Below are 12,601 nucleotides of genomic sequence, written 5' to 3' on the forward strand. Positions count from 1 at the left end.
CAGTCATGGTGTCAACCGTACGGGAGGCCCGCCGTCGGGGGCAGGCCGTGACGTCGGCGACGTCGGCGACATCGGACCGCGCAGGCGGAGTTGGCGGACGCGCCCGCCCTCCATCCCGGGGGGCTACCGGCAGCCGCACGCGGCCAGCGCCGTCGCCGTTCGGTCCAGGGCGGCCTGGGCCGCCTGGGGGTCGGTCGTGCCCGAGGCCATGAAGGCGAAGGCCAGGAGCCGGCCGTCGGCGTCCACGACCGTGCCGGCCAGGGTGTTCACGCCGGTCAGAGTGCCGGTCTTGGCGTGTACGAGACCGGCCGCGCCCTCGGTGTAGCGGTCGGCGAGGGTGCCGGTGAAGGCGGCCACGGGCAGGCCGGTGAGGACGGGGCGCAGGCCGGGGCGGTCGGGGTCGCCGGCCGTGGCCAGCAGGCCGGTGAGCAGCTCGGGGGTCAGCCGGTCGGCGCGGTCGAGGCCGCTGCCGTCGTGGAAGGACGCGCCGGCCATGGGCAGGCCCAGCTTGGTCAGCCGGGCGGCGATCGCCTTCGCGCCGCCGGTGAAGCTGCCGGGCTGCCCGCTGGTGAGGGCCGTCTGGCGGGCCAGCGCCTCGGCGATGTCGTTGTCGCTGTTGGTGAGCATGCGCTCGACCACGGCGGACAGCGGGGGCGAGGCGACCGCGGCGAGGGTCTCCGCGCGCGTGCTGGCCTTGGAGGGGCCGGGCGGGGTGGTCGCGATGCCGGCGTCCTTGAGGAAGCCGGCGAACCGGGAGGTCGCGTCCGCGGCCGGGTCGGCGACGCGGGCCGCCGGGCCGCTGGTGGAGTCGTCGGTGCGGCCCTCGTCGGCGGCGAGGGCGGTGACGGGAGCGAGGTTGTCGTTGACGCCGATGGGGTGCAGGGCCGGGCCGCTGTAGAGGGTGGTGTCGTAGGACAGCGTGACCTTGCGGATGCCGCGCTTGTGCAGGGCCGTGGCGGTGTCCGCCGCCAGGGTCCGCAGGCTGGCCCAGCCGTCGGCGTTGCGGTGCGCGGTGAGGGTGGGGTCGCCGCCGCCGACCAGGACGAGTTCCCCGGTGTCGGGTTCGAGGGCCGCGCGCGTGGTGAAGCGGTGGTCGGGGCCGAGGGCGGACAGAGCGGCGACGGCGGTGGCGATCTTGGTGGTGGAGGCGGGGGTGAGGGCCTTGCCGGGGTCGCTGCCGTAGAGCAGCTTGCCGGTCGTCATGTCGAGGACGGCGGCCGCGTGGCTGTCGCCGAGCGCGGAGACGCCCAGAAGGGGCCTCAGGACGTCCGGGAGGGCCTTACCGCCCGGAGGGGCCTCCCGGGTGTCCACGGCGCTCGTGGGGCCGTCCAGGGCCACCAGGACGGGTGGGGCGCTCGGGGCGGGCCGGGGCGCGCCCACGGCCGTACCGGCGCCGTGATCTGCGCCACCTGCCCGCTCCAGGGCGACCGCCCGGTCCCGCTCGGCCGTACGCTGACCGTTGGCCTCCCAGGGGCCCGCTGCGGTCACCACACCGGCGGCCAGTGCCAGGCCGGCGGTGGCGGCGCCCGCGGTGTACTGCCAGGTCCTGAGGGTGCGTGTCCGGGGGAGGCCGGCGAGCAGCGGCCGTACCGACCGCGTCAACCGCGCGAGCCGCGGTTTCGTGGCCGTGACGGCGCGTACCAGACGTGGTCGTACGGCGTTCGCGACCCGCGCCATCTGCGGTCTCGCGGCCCGCCACGGCCTCAGCTCTGGCACGACCACCAGCCCCTTTCGCGATCACACACCTGCGTGAGGGACACTTAACCACCAGAACGATGTGCTGATCATGGAGGAGCCACCGGTGGAGTTCGACGTCACGATCGAGATCCCGAAGGGTTCGCGCAACAAGTACGAGGTGGACCACGAGACCGGTCGGATCCGCCTGGACCGTCGCCTCTTCACCTCGACCGCATACCCGACCGACTACGGGTTCGTCGAGAACACCCTCGGCGAGGACGGTGACCCGCTGGACGCGCTGGTCATCCTGGACGAGCCGACCTTCCCGGGCTGCCTCATCCGCTGCCGCGCCATCGGCATGTTCCGGATGACGGACGAGGCCGGCGGCGACGACAAGCTGCTGTGCGTGCCGTCCACCGACCCGCGCGTGGAGCACCTGCGGGACATCCACCACGTGTCGGAGTTCGACCGCCTGGAGATCCAGCACTTCTTCGAGGTCTACAAGGACCTGGAGCCCGGCAAGTCGGTCGAGGGTGCCAACTGGGTGGGCCGCGCGGACGCCGAGGTGGAGATCGAGCGGTCGTACAAGCGCTTCAAGGAGCAGGGCGGCCACTGAGCCCCCGCTCGCGTAAGGAGACGGGCCGTACGCGCACGCGTGCGGCCCGTTCGCTTGTCCGTGCGCATACTGGGGCAGGCGGAATGTGTCGTTCAGGGAGCGGTGCGAGGTGACGGAGGCGGAGGACCGCAAACCCCGGTCCGACGAGGCGCGGTACGACCCGGAGATCACGTCCGAGTTCGCCCTCCCCAAGGGCCTGGACGTCCCCAAGGCGGTCACGGAGCCGGAGACGACCTCCGAGTTCGCCGTGCCGAAGGGTCTGGAGCCGCCGCAGCCGCCGGGGGCCGAGCCGGAGGGGTCGGCGTTCACCCTGCCGAGCACCTACAGCAGCAGGAACGCGCCGGCCGCCTTCACCCCGGCCGCCGGGGTGCCGCTGGTCAGCCTGGTCAAGGACGCCCCCTGGCAGGACCGGATGCGCACCATGCTGCGCATGCCGGTGGCCGAGCGGCCGGCGCCGGAGCCGGTGCAGCGGGAGGAGGAGGGCGGCCCGGCGGTCCCGCGCGTGCTCGACCTGACGCTGCGTATCGGGGAGCTGCTGCTGGCGGGCGGCGAGGGCGCGGAGGACGTGGAGGCCGCGATGTTCGCGGTGTGCCGCTCCTACGGCCTGGACCGCTGCGAGCCCAACGTCACCTTCACGCTGCTGTCGATCTCGCACCAGCCGTCCCTGGTGGAGGACCCGGTGACGGCGTCCCGCACGGTACGGCGGCGGGGCACCGACTACACGCGTCTGGCCGCCGTGTTCCGGCTGGTGGACGACCTGACCGACGCGGAGACCCATGTCTCCCTGGAGGAGGCGTACGGGCGCCTGGCGGAGATCCGCCGCAACCGGCACCCCTACCCGGGCTGGGCGCTGACCCTGGCGAGCGGGCTGCTGGCCGGTGCCGCCTCGGTGCTGGTCGGCGGTGACCTGCTGGTGTTCGTCGCGGCGGCGGTCGGCGCGATGCTCGGCGACCGGCTGGCCTGGCTGTGCGCCGGGCGCGGGCTGCCGGAGTTCTACCAGTTCACGGTGGCCGCGATGCCGCCCGCCGCGATCGGGGTGGCGTTCGCGGTGGCGAGCGTGGACGTGAAGGCGTCCGCCGTGGTCACCGGTGGGCTGTTCGCGCTGCTGCCCGGGCGGGCGCTGGTGGCGGGCGTCCAGGACGGCCTGACGGGCTTTTACATCACCGCCTCCGCCCGCCTGCTGGAAGTCCTGTACTTCTTCGTGGGCATCGTCACCGGGGTACTGATCGTCCTGTACTTCGGCGTGAAGCTCGGCGGCCAGCTCAACCCGGACGCGGCGCTGAACCCCACCCAGCGGCCGCTGATCCAGATCGCGGCCTCGATGGTGCTGTCGCTGACGTTCGCGGTGCTGCTCCAGCAGGAACGATCCACCGTGCTGTGGGTGACCCTGAACGGTGGGGTCGCCTGGTCGGTGTACGGCGCGATGCACTATGTCGCCGACATCTCACCGGTGGCGTCGACGGCGGTGGCGGCCGGTCTGGTGGGGCTGTTCGGGCAGCTGCTGTCGCGGTACCGGTTCGCCTCGGCGCTGCCGTTCACGACGGCGGCGATCGGTCCGCTGCTGCCCGGCTCGGCCACCTATTTCGGGCTGCTGAACATGGCCCAGAACCAGGTGGACAAGGGGTTGGTGTCGCTGGCCAACGCGGCGTCCCTGGCGATGGCCATCGCGATCGGCGTGAACCTGGGCTCGGAGGTGTTCCGGCTGTTCCTGCGGGTCGGCTCCGCCGGCAAGCGGCGGGCCGCCAAGCGCACGCGCGGCTTCTAGGCGCGGTCGGGCGCCCGGCGCCTACTGCTGGCGGTAGCCGTAGGGCTGCTGGCCCTGCTCGTACTGGCCCTGCTCGTACTGGCCCTGCTCGTACTGATCCTGCTCGTAGGGATTCGGCTGGTACTGGTTCTGCTGGTACTGGTTCTGCTCGTACTGCTGCTGGCCGTACTGCTGCTGCCCGTACTGATCCTGACCGTGCTGGTTCTGGCCGTACTGCTGCTGCGGATGCTGCGGGTACTGCTGCTGGTCGTAGTACTGCCGGTCCCAGTCCTGCTGCTGCGGCTGCGACTGCTGGGGCGACTGCTGCTGCTCGTACTGGTAGCCGTACGGCTGCTCGTAGGACTGCTCCGGCTCGATGCGGCGGAGCTGGGTGGTGGCGGCGTCCATGGCCGGGGCCTGCTGGTACTGCGGGGCGGGCGGCTGCTGGGCGGACTCGGGTTCGGCCGGGGCGTTGCGCTGTTCCTTGCGGGCGCGCATGACCTCGAAGATCACCGGGATGACCGAGATCAGGACGATCAGGACGAGGATGCCCTCGACGTTGTTCTTGATGAAGTCGATCTGGCCCAGGAAGTAGCCCGCGACCGTGACGCCGGTGCCCCACATGGCGCCGCCGATCACGTTGTACGTGAAGAACGTGCGGTACTTCATGCGGCCGGCGCCGGCGATGATCGGGGCGAAGGTGCGCACGATCGGCACGAACCGGGCCAGGACGATGGCCTTGGGGCCGTGCTTCTCGACGAACTCGTGCGCCTTCTCCAGGTTCTCCTGCTTGAAGATCTTGGACTTGGGCCGCTTGAACAACTTGGGCCCGAAGAACTTGCCGATCAGGAAGCCGACCTGGTCGCCGAGGACCGCCGCCGCCACGATCAGGGTGCACACCAGCCACAGGGGCTGGTGGATCCACTTGCCGTCGGCGACCAGCAGACCCGCCGTGAACAGCAGGGAGTCGCCGGGCAGGAAGGCGAACAGGCCCGACTCGGCGAAGACGATCACCAGGATGCCGACCAGGCCGAATGTCGAGATCAGATAGTCCGGCGTGAGCCACGCGGGGCCGAGGGCGAGTGTCATCACGGGTCCGGGCTCCTGAAGGGGATGAAAGGCGGCTGCGGCGTCCAGGTACAGCCGCTAAAGCTATCAACGTGAGGTGACCGCCCCGGGTTCCACCGGTGTCTCCAGGATGCACTGTGGGACGACTGGGCCGAACCTGTGAGTCATGGGACTCGAGGACTACGGCGGCGGGCAGGAGCCCCAGCCGGACGTACTGGTCGTGACGACGAACGACATGCCCGGATTCCGGGTGCAGAAGGTGATCGGTGAGGTCTTCGGACTCACCGTCCGCTCCCGGCACCTGGGCAGCCAGATCGGCGCCGGACTGAAGTCGATGATCGGCGGCGAGCTGAGGGGGCTCACCAAGACGCTCGTGCAGACCCGCAACCAGGCCATGGAGCGCCTGGTGGAGCAGGCACGCGCGCGTGGGGCCAACGCGGTGCTCGCCTTCCGGTTCGACGTGACGGAGGCCGCGGACACGGGCACCGAGGTGTGCGCCTACGGCACCGCGGTGGTCGTGGCCCGGGAGTGAAGGACCCGGAGTGAAGCCCCGGGTGTGATCCCGTCCGTGCCCGGGCCCGGACCGGTCAGGCGGTGTGCCGGTCGGCGTTGGCGAGGATCGCGTCGCGCAGGTGCTCGGCCAGGCCGGGGCGCATGGCGTCGTAGTACGCCTTGAAGCGCTCGTCGGTGACGTACATCTCGCCGAGGCAGCGGTGCATCTCGTACGGGACCTCGAAGTACCACCGGGTGATGTGCTGCCGGTGTTCCTCAGCGAGGTCCATGGCCGCCCCGCCACCGGGCTGCTCGTCGGCGGCCACCAGCGCGGTGTACCGCTCCTGCCAGTCGTCCATCTCCGCCTGGACGCGTTTCCAGTCCTCCTTGGTGTAGCGGGCGGCCCGGCGCTGCGACTCGGCGTACGCCTCGGTGCCGCCCCAGCGAGCCTCGGCCTCCTCGGCGTACTGCTCGGGGTCCTTGTCCCCGAAGACCTCGAACCGCTCCTCGGGGGTGAGGTTGATGCCCATCTTGCGTGCCTCCATGGCGTGTTCCACGGCCTCGGTCATCTTCCGGAGCTTCTCGATCCGGGCGGTCAGCACGTCGTACTGGCGGCGCAGGTGCTCCCGCGGGTCCGCGTCCGGGTCGTCGAGCAGGACCGCGACCTCGTCGAGCGGAAAGCCCAGCTCGCGGTAGAACAGGATCTGCTGGAGCCGGTCGAGGTCGGCGTCGGTGTAGCGCCGGTGGCCGGCGTGGGTGCGCTCGCCCGGGGCGAGCAGCCCGATCTCGTCGTAGTGGTGCAGGGTGCGCACCGTGATCCCGGCGAACCCCGCGACCTGTCCCACGGAGTAGCTCACTTTCCGCTCCTTGTCGTCGGTACGCGCTCCACCCTGCGGCCTCACGCCGCGTGAGGTGCAAGTCCGGGGCGTCCCTGATCCTCGGTCCGGGGTCGTCACCGGGCCCCGGTCCGGGTCATTCCGGATGTCCGGGTTCGCGCCGTCCGCCTATGGTGGCCGAGAGGAGGCGCTGATGGCCCTGCACAAAGGTCCCGAGAAGCACCAGCAGCGAACGATGTCGGTCAACCCGTTCTTCGGGGAGGCCGACCCGGTCGGCGGCATGATCGAAGCCCCGCCCACGCACCGGCTCCCGGACGCTCCGCTGACCCCGACCACGGCGTACCAGCTGGTCCACGACGAACTGATGCTGGACGGCAACTCCCGGCTGAACCTGGCCACCTTCGTCACCACCTGGATGGAGCCGCAGGCCGGGGTGCTGATGGCGGAGTGCCGCGACAAGAACATGATCGACAAGGACGAGTACCCGCGCACCGCCGAACTGGAGCGGCGCTGCGTGGCGATGCTCGCCGAGCTGTGGAACGCACCGGACCCGGCGGCCGCGGTGGGCTGTTCGACCACCGGGTCGAGCGAGGCCTGCATGCTCGCCGGGATGGCGCTCAAGCGGCGCTGGGCCAGGAAGAACGCCGACCGGTATCCGGGCGCCCGCCCGAACCTGGTCATGGGCGTCAATGTGCAGGTGTGCTGGGACAAGTTCTGCAACTTCTGGGAGGTGGAGGCCCGGCAGGTGCCGATGGAGGGCGACCGCTTCCATCTGGACCCGCAGGCGGCGGCCGAGCTGTGCGACGAGAACACCATCGGGGTCGTCGGCATCCTCGGCTCCACCTTCGACGGCTCCTACGAGCCGATCGCCGAGCTGTGCGCGGCCCTGGACGCGCTTCAGGAGCGGACCGGCCTGGACATCCCGGTGCACGTGGACGGGGCGTCGGGCGGCATGGTGGCGCCGTTCCTGGACGAGGACCTGGTGTGGGACTTCCGCCTCCCCCGCGTGGCCTCCATCAACACCTCCGGGCACAAGTACGGGCTGGTGTACCCGGGCGTCGGCTGGGCGCTGTGGCGGGACTCGGAGGCGCTGCCCGAGGAGCTGGTCTTCCGGGTCAACTACCTGGGCGGCGACATGCCGACCTTCGCGCTGAACTTCTCCCGGCCCGGCGCGCAGGTGGTGGCGCAGTACTACACGTTCCTGCGGCTGGGCCGCGAGGGCTACCGCGCGGTGCAGCAGTCCACCCGGGACGTGGCGCGCTCGCTCGCGGACCGGATCGAGGCACTCGGCGACTTCCGGCTGCTGACGCGCGGGGACGAGCTGCCGGTGTTCGCGTTCACCACGGACGGCGGCGTCTCGGCGTACGACGTCTTCGATGTCTCCCGGCGGCTGCGCGAGAGCGGCTGGCTGGTGCCCGCGTACACCTTCCCGGCGAACCGGGAGGACCTGTCGGTGCTGCGGATCGTGTGCCGCAACGGCTTCTCGCACGACCTGGCCGAGCTGTTCGTGGCGGACCTGACCAGGCTGCTGCCGGAGCTGCGCCGGCAGCAGCATCCCCTGACCCGGGACAGATCGGCGGCCACCGGCTTCCACCACTAGGGCCTCTCCGGAAGAAAAGCCCGAGGCCGCGGCCGGACCCGTCTCCCGGCATCCGCGCACCCTGTGCGTCAGCGGTCGTCGTCCGGGTGCCGCTCCCCCGTCGCGTACGGGTTCTCCTGGCCCTCGGTGAGGACGCCGACGAACGGCTCGCCCTCACCGGCGAAGGTGTAGGCGCCGCCTTCGACGCGCTCGATCAGGCCCTGGGTCCAGGCGGCCTCGCCGTCGGCCGTGTGGAGCCACATGTTCATGATCTCGCCGATGTGGCCCAGTTGCTCCGGGCCGTCGGCGGGCAGGTAGTGCCCGGTGACGGAGGCCCGCCACTCGGCGAGGCGGCGCAGGCGTTCGCGGAGCAGGTCCAGGACCTCCGCGCGGTCCAGGTCGACCATGAAGCCGAGCGCGGTGGAGAGGAGGTCGATGCCGCGGTCGTGGGTCACCAGCGCCTGTCTGAGGAGGGTGAAGTACTCCTCGGTGCCCCGCTCGGTGATCTCGTACTCCGTGCGCGGCGGCCCGCCCGCCGTGGACGGCGCGGTCTCGTGCGCGTGCAGCAGCCCCTGCTTGGCCATCTGCTTCAGCGCGTGGTAGATCGAGCCCGGCTTGGCGTTGGACCACTCGTGCGCGCCCCAGTACTCCAGGTCGTTGCGGACCTGGTAGCCGTGGGCCCGCCCGTGCCCGCGGACCGCGCCGAGCACGAGCAGACGGATCGCTGACATGCCCCCAGGTTATGGCCGCCCGGCCTGGGCCTGTGCCTCGGCCACCAGCTCGAAGGCGGTCTTGCCGTCGAGGGACTCCCGGATGATGTCGGCGTGGCCGGCGTGCCGGGCGGTCTCGCGGATGAGGTGCAGACACAGCCAGCGCAGGGAGACCCGGCCCTCCGGCGGGAACCAGGGGTCGGGCGGCAGCGGGAAGGTGTCGTCCAGGCTCGGCGCCGAGCGGATGAGCTTCTCGGTCTCGGCGGCGACCTGCTCCCAGTACGCCAGCTGCCCGGCGACCGTCTCGTCGTCGCCCAGCTGGAAGCACTCGTGCCAGTTCGACTGGTCGCGGTGGACCGCCGGGGGTTCCTGCCGGGCCCGGGCGATCCAGCTCTGCTCGACCTCGGCGACATGCTTGAGCAGGCCGCCGAGGGACAGTTCGCTGGCGCTGGGACGGGTGCGGGCCTGCTCCTCGGTGAGCCCGAGCAGGGAACGGCGGATCCCGCCCCGCTGCTCCTCCAGGAACGCCAGCAGCGCCCCCCGCTCGTCGCCCTTCGCCTCCGCCGGTACGTGCATGACCATGGCCTGCCGCCCTTCATGGGGTTCTTCCGCCTGACACGAACGACGCTACGGGCCCTTTAGGTCAGATCCTGTCCGCTGTGCGGGATCAGAACGGGAACCGGCTGCGGCCGTGCTGCACGGAGATCCACTTGAGGGTGGTGAAGGCCTCCAGCGTCGTCTCGCCGTTCAGCCGGCCGATGCCGGAGTGCTTCTCGCCGCCGAAGGGGACGAGCGGTTCGTCGTGGACCGTGCCGTCGTTCACATGGAACATGCCGGTCTCGATCCGCTGGGCGAAGGCGACACCCCGCTCGATGTCCCCCGTGTGTACGGCACCGCTGAGGCCGTACGGGGTGTCGTTGACGATCCGGACCGCCTCCTCCTCGCCGTCGAAGGGGACGAGGAAGACGACCGGGCCGAAGATCTCCTGCTGGAGCAGGGAGGAGCCGGCGGGGACGTCGGTGAGCACGGTCGGCTCGACCAGGTTGTTGTCGGTGCGGCCGCGCACCAGGGCCGTGGCGCCCTCGGCGAGCGCCTGCTCGACCGCGCCCGAGACGGCGTTGGCCTGGGTGCTGTTGATCACCGGGCCGATGACGGTCTCCGGGTCGCGCGGGTCGCCGACCTTGAGGGTGCGGACCTTGGCGACGAACTTCTCGGTGAACTCCTCGGCGACGGACGCGTCCACCAGGACCCGGTTGGCGGCCATGCAGACCTGGCCCTGGTGGACGAACCGGCTGAAGACCGCCGCGTCCACCGCGTAGTCGATGTCGGCGTCGTCCAGCACCACCAGCGCGCTGTTGCCGCCCAGTTCGAGGACCGAGCGCTTGAAGTTCGCGGCGCACACCGTGGCGACGTGCCGGCCGACCTTGTCGGAGCCGGTGAAGGAGATGACCTTCGGGATGGGGTGCTCGATGAACGCGTCGCCGATCTCGGCGATGTCGGTGACGACGACGTTGAGCAGGCCGCCGGGCAGCCCGGCCTCCTCGAAGATCCTGGCGATCAGGGTGCCGCCCGCGATCGGGGTGTTCTGGTGCGGCTTGAGGACCACGCCGTTGCCGAGCGCGAGCGCCGGGGCGACGGACTTCAGCGACAGCAGGAACGGGAAGTTGAACGGGCTGATCACGCCCACGACACCGACCGGCACCCGGTAGACGCGGTTCTCCTTGCCGTCCTCCGGCGAGGGCAGGATCTTGCCCTCGGGGCGCAGCGCGAGGTGGATCGACTCGCGCAGGAACTCCTTGGCGAGGTGCAGCTCGAACCCGGCCTTCACGCGTGTGCCGCCCAGTTCCGCGATGATCAGGTCGGCTATCTCCTGCTCGCGGTCCTCGATCAGCCTGAGCGCCCGCTCGAAGACCGCGCGGCGGGCGTAGGGGTTGGTGGAGGCCCACTGCTGCTGGGCGCGGGCGGCCGCCCGGTAGGCCTGGTCCACCTCGTCGACGGTGGCCACGGTGATCGAGGCGAGCTTCTCGCCGTCGTACGGATTGAAGTCGATCACGTCCCAGGAGCCGGTACCCGGGCGCCACTCGCCGTCGATGTACTGCTGGGCCAGGTCGGTGAAGTAGGACGACATGTGATCCCTCAATCGCTAGCGGACACCAGGGCTGCGCCGGGCCTGATCACACGTCATCGTACTTATGTATCAAGAGAGTTGGAGCAGTCCCCGGAGAAGATCCCGGCTCTCGTCGGGGCCCGGGCTGTCCTGCTGGAGCTCCTTCAGCGCCTGCTCGTACTGGGTGACGTCCTCGCGCTTGTCGAGGTAGAGGGCGCTGGTCAGCTGCTCCATGTAGACCACGTCGGACAGGTCGGACTCGGGGAAGCTGAGGATGGTGAACGCGCCGCTCTCGCCGGAGTGCCCGCCGAAGCTGAACGGCATGACCTGGAGCCGCACGTTGGGCCGCTCGGAGATGCCGATCAGGTGCTGGAGCTGGCCGCGCATCACCTCGCGGTCGCCGTACGGCCGGCGCAGGGCGGCCTCGTCCAGGACGATGTGCAGCTCGGGGGCGTTGGCGCCGAGCAGGTGCTTCTGCCGCTCCAGGCGCAGCGCGACCCGCCGTTCGATGTCGTCGGCGCTCGCGCCCTTCATGCCGCGCCGGACGACCGCGCGGGCGTACTCCTCGGTCTGGAGCAGGCCGTGCACGAACTGCACCTCGTACACCCGGATCAGCGAGGCCGCGCCCTCCAGGCCCACATAGGTGGGGAACCAGCTCGGCAGGACGTCCGTGTAACTGTGCCACCAGCCCGCCACGTTGGCCTCCCGGGCGAGGGACAGAAGGGACTCGCGCTCGGCCTCTTCGGTGATGCCGTAGAGCGTCAGCAGGTCTTCGACGTCTCTGGTCTTGAAGCTCACCCGGCCCAGTTCCATCCGGCTGATCTTCGACTCGGAGGCGCGGATCGAGTACCCCGCCGCCTCCCGCGTGATCCCGCGCGCTTCCCGCAGCCGCCTGAGTTGCGAGCCGAGCAGCATCCGCCGCACCACCGATCCGGGCTCTCCCGCGCTCACCTTCGCCAGCCTCCCCAACCGTCCTCAGGGCCCGCAGTCTGCCACTAAAACACTCCGAGCAGTACTCGCACGGTTACGGAAACGGAAAGAGGTCGGCCGTTTCCGCTCGGTCATGACGGGGCAGAGGTCGTGACCTCTGGCGGAACAGGCCGTCAACATGGCGGAAAAAATGGCCAAGAAGCGGTACGGGCAAACTCATTTCGGTCACGTGCACGTGCATCTGCCCTTGCATCTGCTCTTCGCATCCGAAACCATGGTCCCGCACCACCGCCGCATCGCTACGACCGCGAATTACCGGGAGTGCCTCGCATGGGGACGAATGGATCGACCATGCTCAAGCCGTTACGGCAGGGCCTTCCGCCGCTGGATCCCGCGGCCGTGTCCGATGCCGCCTCCTGTTCCCTCCCCGCCCGCTACGAAGCGGTGCGCGAGGCGCGGCACTTCACCCGCGGCACGCTCGACCAGTGGGACGTCGGCGACCGCTTCGACGACATATGCCTGGTCGTCTCCGAACTCGTCACCAACGCCCTGCGCCATGCGCTGCCCGACGCGGCGGGTACCGAGCAGCAGTCCTCGGTACGGCTGCACCTGATGCGCTGGGCGGAGCGGCTGGTGTGCGCGGTGCGCGACCCGAGCCATGAGACGCCGGTGCCGGGCGACTCGGACGACTTCTCGGCCGAGTCGGGCCGGGGCCTGTTCCTGGTCGACTCCTTCGCCGACAGCTGGGGCTGGCACCCGCTCGCCGGCACGCTCGACGGCAAGGTCGTCTGGGCGATGTTCCGGCTGGACACGGCGGCCTGAGAGCACGCGCCGCACCGCCG

At 70.7% G+C, this 12,601-nt stretch carries 12 protein-coding genes; 5 read left to right on the forward strand and 7 right to left on the reverse strand.

Annotated features, from left to right (window positions below; translation table 11 throughout):
- Nucleotides 1-123: 123 nt before the first annotated feature.
- Complete coding sequence (gene dacB, locus ACZ5CZ_RS14205) at nt 124-1,677, reverse strand: D-alanyl-D-alanine carboxypeptidase/D-alanyl-D-alanine endopeptidase (RefSeq protein WP_468942653.1); 1,554 nt, start codon at nt 1,675-1,677, stop codon at nt 124-126.
- Nucleotides 1,678-1,801: 124 nt separating this feature from the next.
- On the opposite strand from dacB, the gene ACZ5CZ_RS14210 reads away from it, so the two are divergent.
- Both ACZ5CZ_RS14210 and ACZ5CZ_RS14215 read left to right on the forward strand, forming a co-directional pair.
- A complete protein-coding gene (locus tag ACZ5CZ_RS14210) occupies nt 1,802-2,293 on the forward strand; it encodes an inorganic diphosphatase (RefSeq protein WP_385842217.1) in 492 nt (163 codons plus the stop codon).
- 109 nt (nt 2,294-2,402) lie between these two features.
- The gene (locus ACZ5CZ_RS14215) at nt 2,403-4,058 is read left to right on the forward strand and encodes a threonine/serine exporter family protein (protein WP_385842136.1); all 1,656 of its coding nucleotides are present in this window, start codon (nt 2,403-2,405) and stop codon (nt 4,056-4,058) included.
- Between the two features lie 21 nt (nt 4,059-4,079).
- Here ACZ5CZ_RS14215 and ACZ5CZ_RS14220 read toward each other — a convergent pair whose 3' ends face one another.
- On the reverse strand, nt 4,080-5,129 hold the full coding sequence (locus ACZ5CZ_RS14220) for a DedA family protein (RefSeq protein ID WP_468942571.1): 1,050 nt from the start codon (nt 5,127-5,129) through the stop codon (nt 4,080-4,082).
- 142 nt (nt 5,130-5,271) lie between these two features.
- Here ACZ5CZ_RS14220 and ACZ5CZ_RS14225 point away from each other — a divergent pair, with 142 nt between their 5' ends.
- Nucleotides 5,272-5,637 carry a YbjQ family protein gene (locus tag ACZ5CZ_RS14225; RefSeq protein WP_385842139.1) on the forward strand — a complete coding sequence of 122 codons (366 nt, stop codon included), beginning with the start codon at nt 5,272-5,274 and terminating at the stop codon, nt 5,635-5,637.
- Nucleotides 5,638-5,692: 55 nt separating this feature from the next.
- Here the strand turns inward: ACZ5CZ_RS14225 and ACZ5CZ_RS14230 are convergent, their stop codons facing one another.
- Nucleotides 5,693-6,454: a MerR family transcriptional regulator gene (locus ACZ5CZ_RS14230; protein ID WP_468942575.1), complete on the reverse strand. Its 762-nt coding sequence runs from the start codon at nt 6,452-6,454 to the stop codon at nt 5,693-5,695.
- A gap of 172 nt (nt 6,455-6,626) precedes the next feature.
- Between ACZ5CZ_RS14230 and ACZ5CZ_RS14235 the strand changes: the two genes are divergently transcribed.
- Nucleotides 6,627-8,033, forward strand: a complete 1,407-nt coding sequence (locus tag ACZ5CZ_RS14235) for a glutamate decarboxylase (protein ID WP_468942578.1) — start codon at nt 6,627-6,629, stop codon at nt 8,031-8,033.
- Between the two features lie 68 nt (nt 8,034-8,101).
- Here ACZ5CZ_RS14235 and ACZ5CZ_RS14240 read toward each other — a convergent pair whose 3' ends face one another.
- From ACZ5CZ_RS14240 to ACZ5CZ_RS14255, 4 genes are all read right to left on the reverse strand, one after another.
- Nucleotides 8,102-8,743: a PadR family transcriptional regulator gene (locus ACZ5CZ_RS14240; RefSeq protein ID WP_468942581.1), complete on the reverse strand. Its 642-nt coding sequence runs from the start codon at nt 8,741-8,743 to the stop codon at nt 8,102-8,104.
- Nucleotides 8,744-8,752: 9 nt separating this feature from the next.
- Entirely contained in the window at nt 8,753-9,304 is a 552-nt protein-coding gene (locus tag ACZ5CZ_RS14245) for a DinB family protein (protein ID WP_385842145.1), read from the reverse strand.
- 85 nt (nt 9,305-9,389) lie between these two features.
- The gene (locus tag ACZ5CZ_RS14250) at nt 9,390-10,850 is read right to left on the reverse strand and encodes an aldehyde dehydrogenase family protein (RefSeq protein ID WP_385842146.1); all 1,461 of its coding nucleotides are present in this window, start codon (nt 10,848-10,850) and stop codon (nt 9,390-9,392) included.
- A gap of 69 nt (nt 10,851-10,919) precedes the next feature.
- A complete protein-coding gene (locus ACZ5CZ_RS14255; protein WP_385842218.1) occupies nt 10,920-11,744 on the reverse strand; it encodes a helix-turn-helix domain-containing protein in 825 nt (274 codons plus the stop codon).
- A 366-nt stretch (nt 11,745-12,110) separates the two neighbouring features.
- Here ACZ5CZ_RS14255 and ACZ5CZ_RS14260 point away from each other — a divergent pair, with 366 nt between their 5' ends.
- Complete coding sequence (locus tag ACZ5CZ_RS14260) at nt 12,111-12,581, forward strand: ATP-binding protein (protein WP_385842148.1); 471 nt, start codon at nt 12,111-12,113, stop codon at nt 12,579-12,581.
- Nucleotides 12,582-12,601 lie beyond the last annotated feature (20 nt).

Source organism: Streptomyces sp. NPDC031418, from assembly GCF_055581605.1.

Excerpts from the sequence above, each read along its gene's own strand:
- ACZ5CZ_RS14245 (WP_385842145.1), bottom strand. The coding sequence starts at position 9,304 with ATGGTCATGCACGTACCGGCGGAGGCGAAGGGCGACGAGCGGGGGGCG.
- ACZ5CZ_RS14225 (WP_385842139.1), top strand. The coding sequence starts at position 5,272 with ATGGGACTCGAGGACTACGGCGGCGGGCAGGAGCCCCAGCCGGACGTA.
- ACZ5CZ_RS14260 (WP_385842148.1), top strand. The coding sequence starts at position 12,111 with ATGCTCAAGCCGTTACGGCAGGGCCTTCCGCCGCTGGATCCCGCGGCC.
- dacB (WP_468942653.1), bottom strand. The coding sequence starts at position 1,677 with ATGGCGCGGGTCGCGAACGCCGTACGACCACGTCTGGTACGCGCCGTC.
- ACZ5CZ_RS14235 (WP_468942578.1), top strand. The coding sequence starts at position 6,627 with ATGGCCCTGCACAAAGGTCCCGAGAAGCACCAGCAGCGAACGATGTCG.
- ACZ5CZ_RS14255 (WP_385842218.1), bottom strand. The coding sequence starts at position 11,744 with ATGCTGCTCGGCTCGCAACTCAGGCGGCTGCGGGAAGCGCGCGGGATC.
- ACZ5CZ_RS14240 (WP_468942581.1), bottom strand. The coding sequence starts at position 8,743 with ATGTCAGCGATCCGTCTGCTCGTGCTCGGCGCGGTCCGCGGGCACGGG.
- ACZ5CZ_RS14250 (WP_385842146.1), bottom strand. The coding sequence starts at position 10,850 with ATGTCGTCCTACTTCACCGACCTGGCCCAGCAGTACATCGACGGCGAG.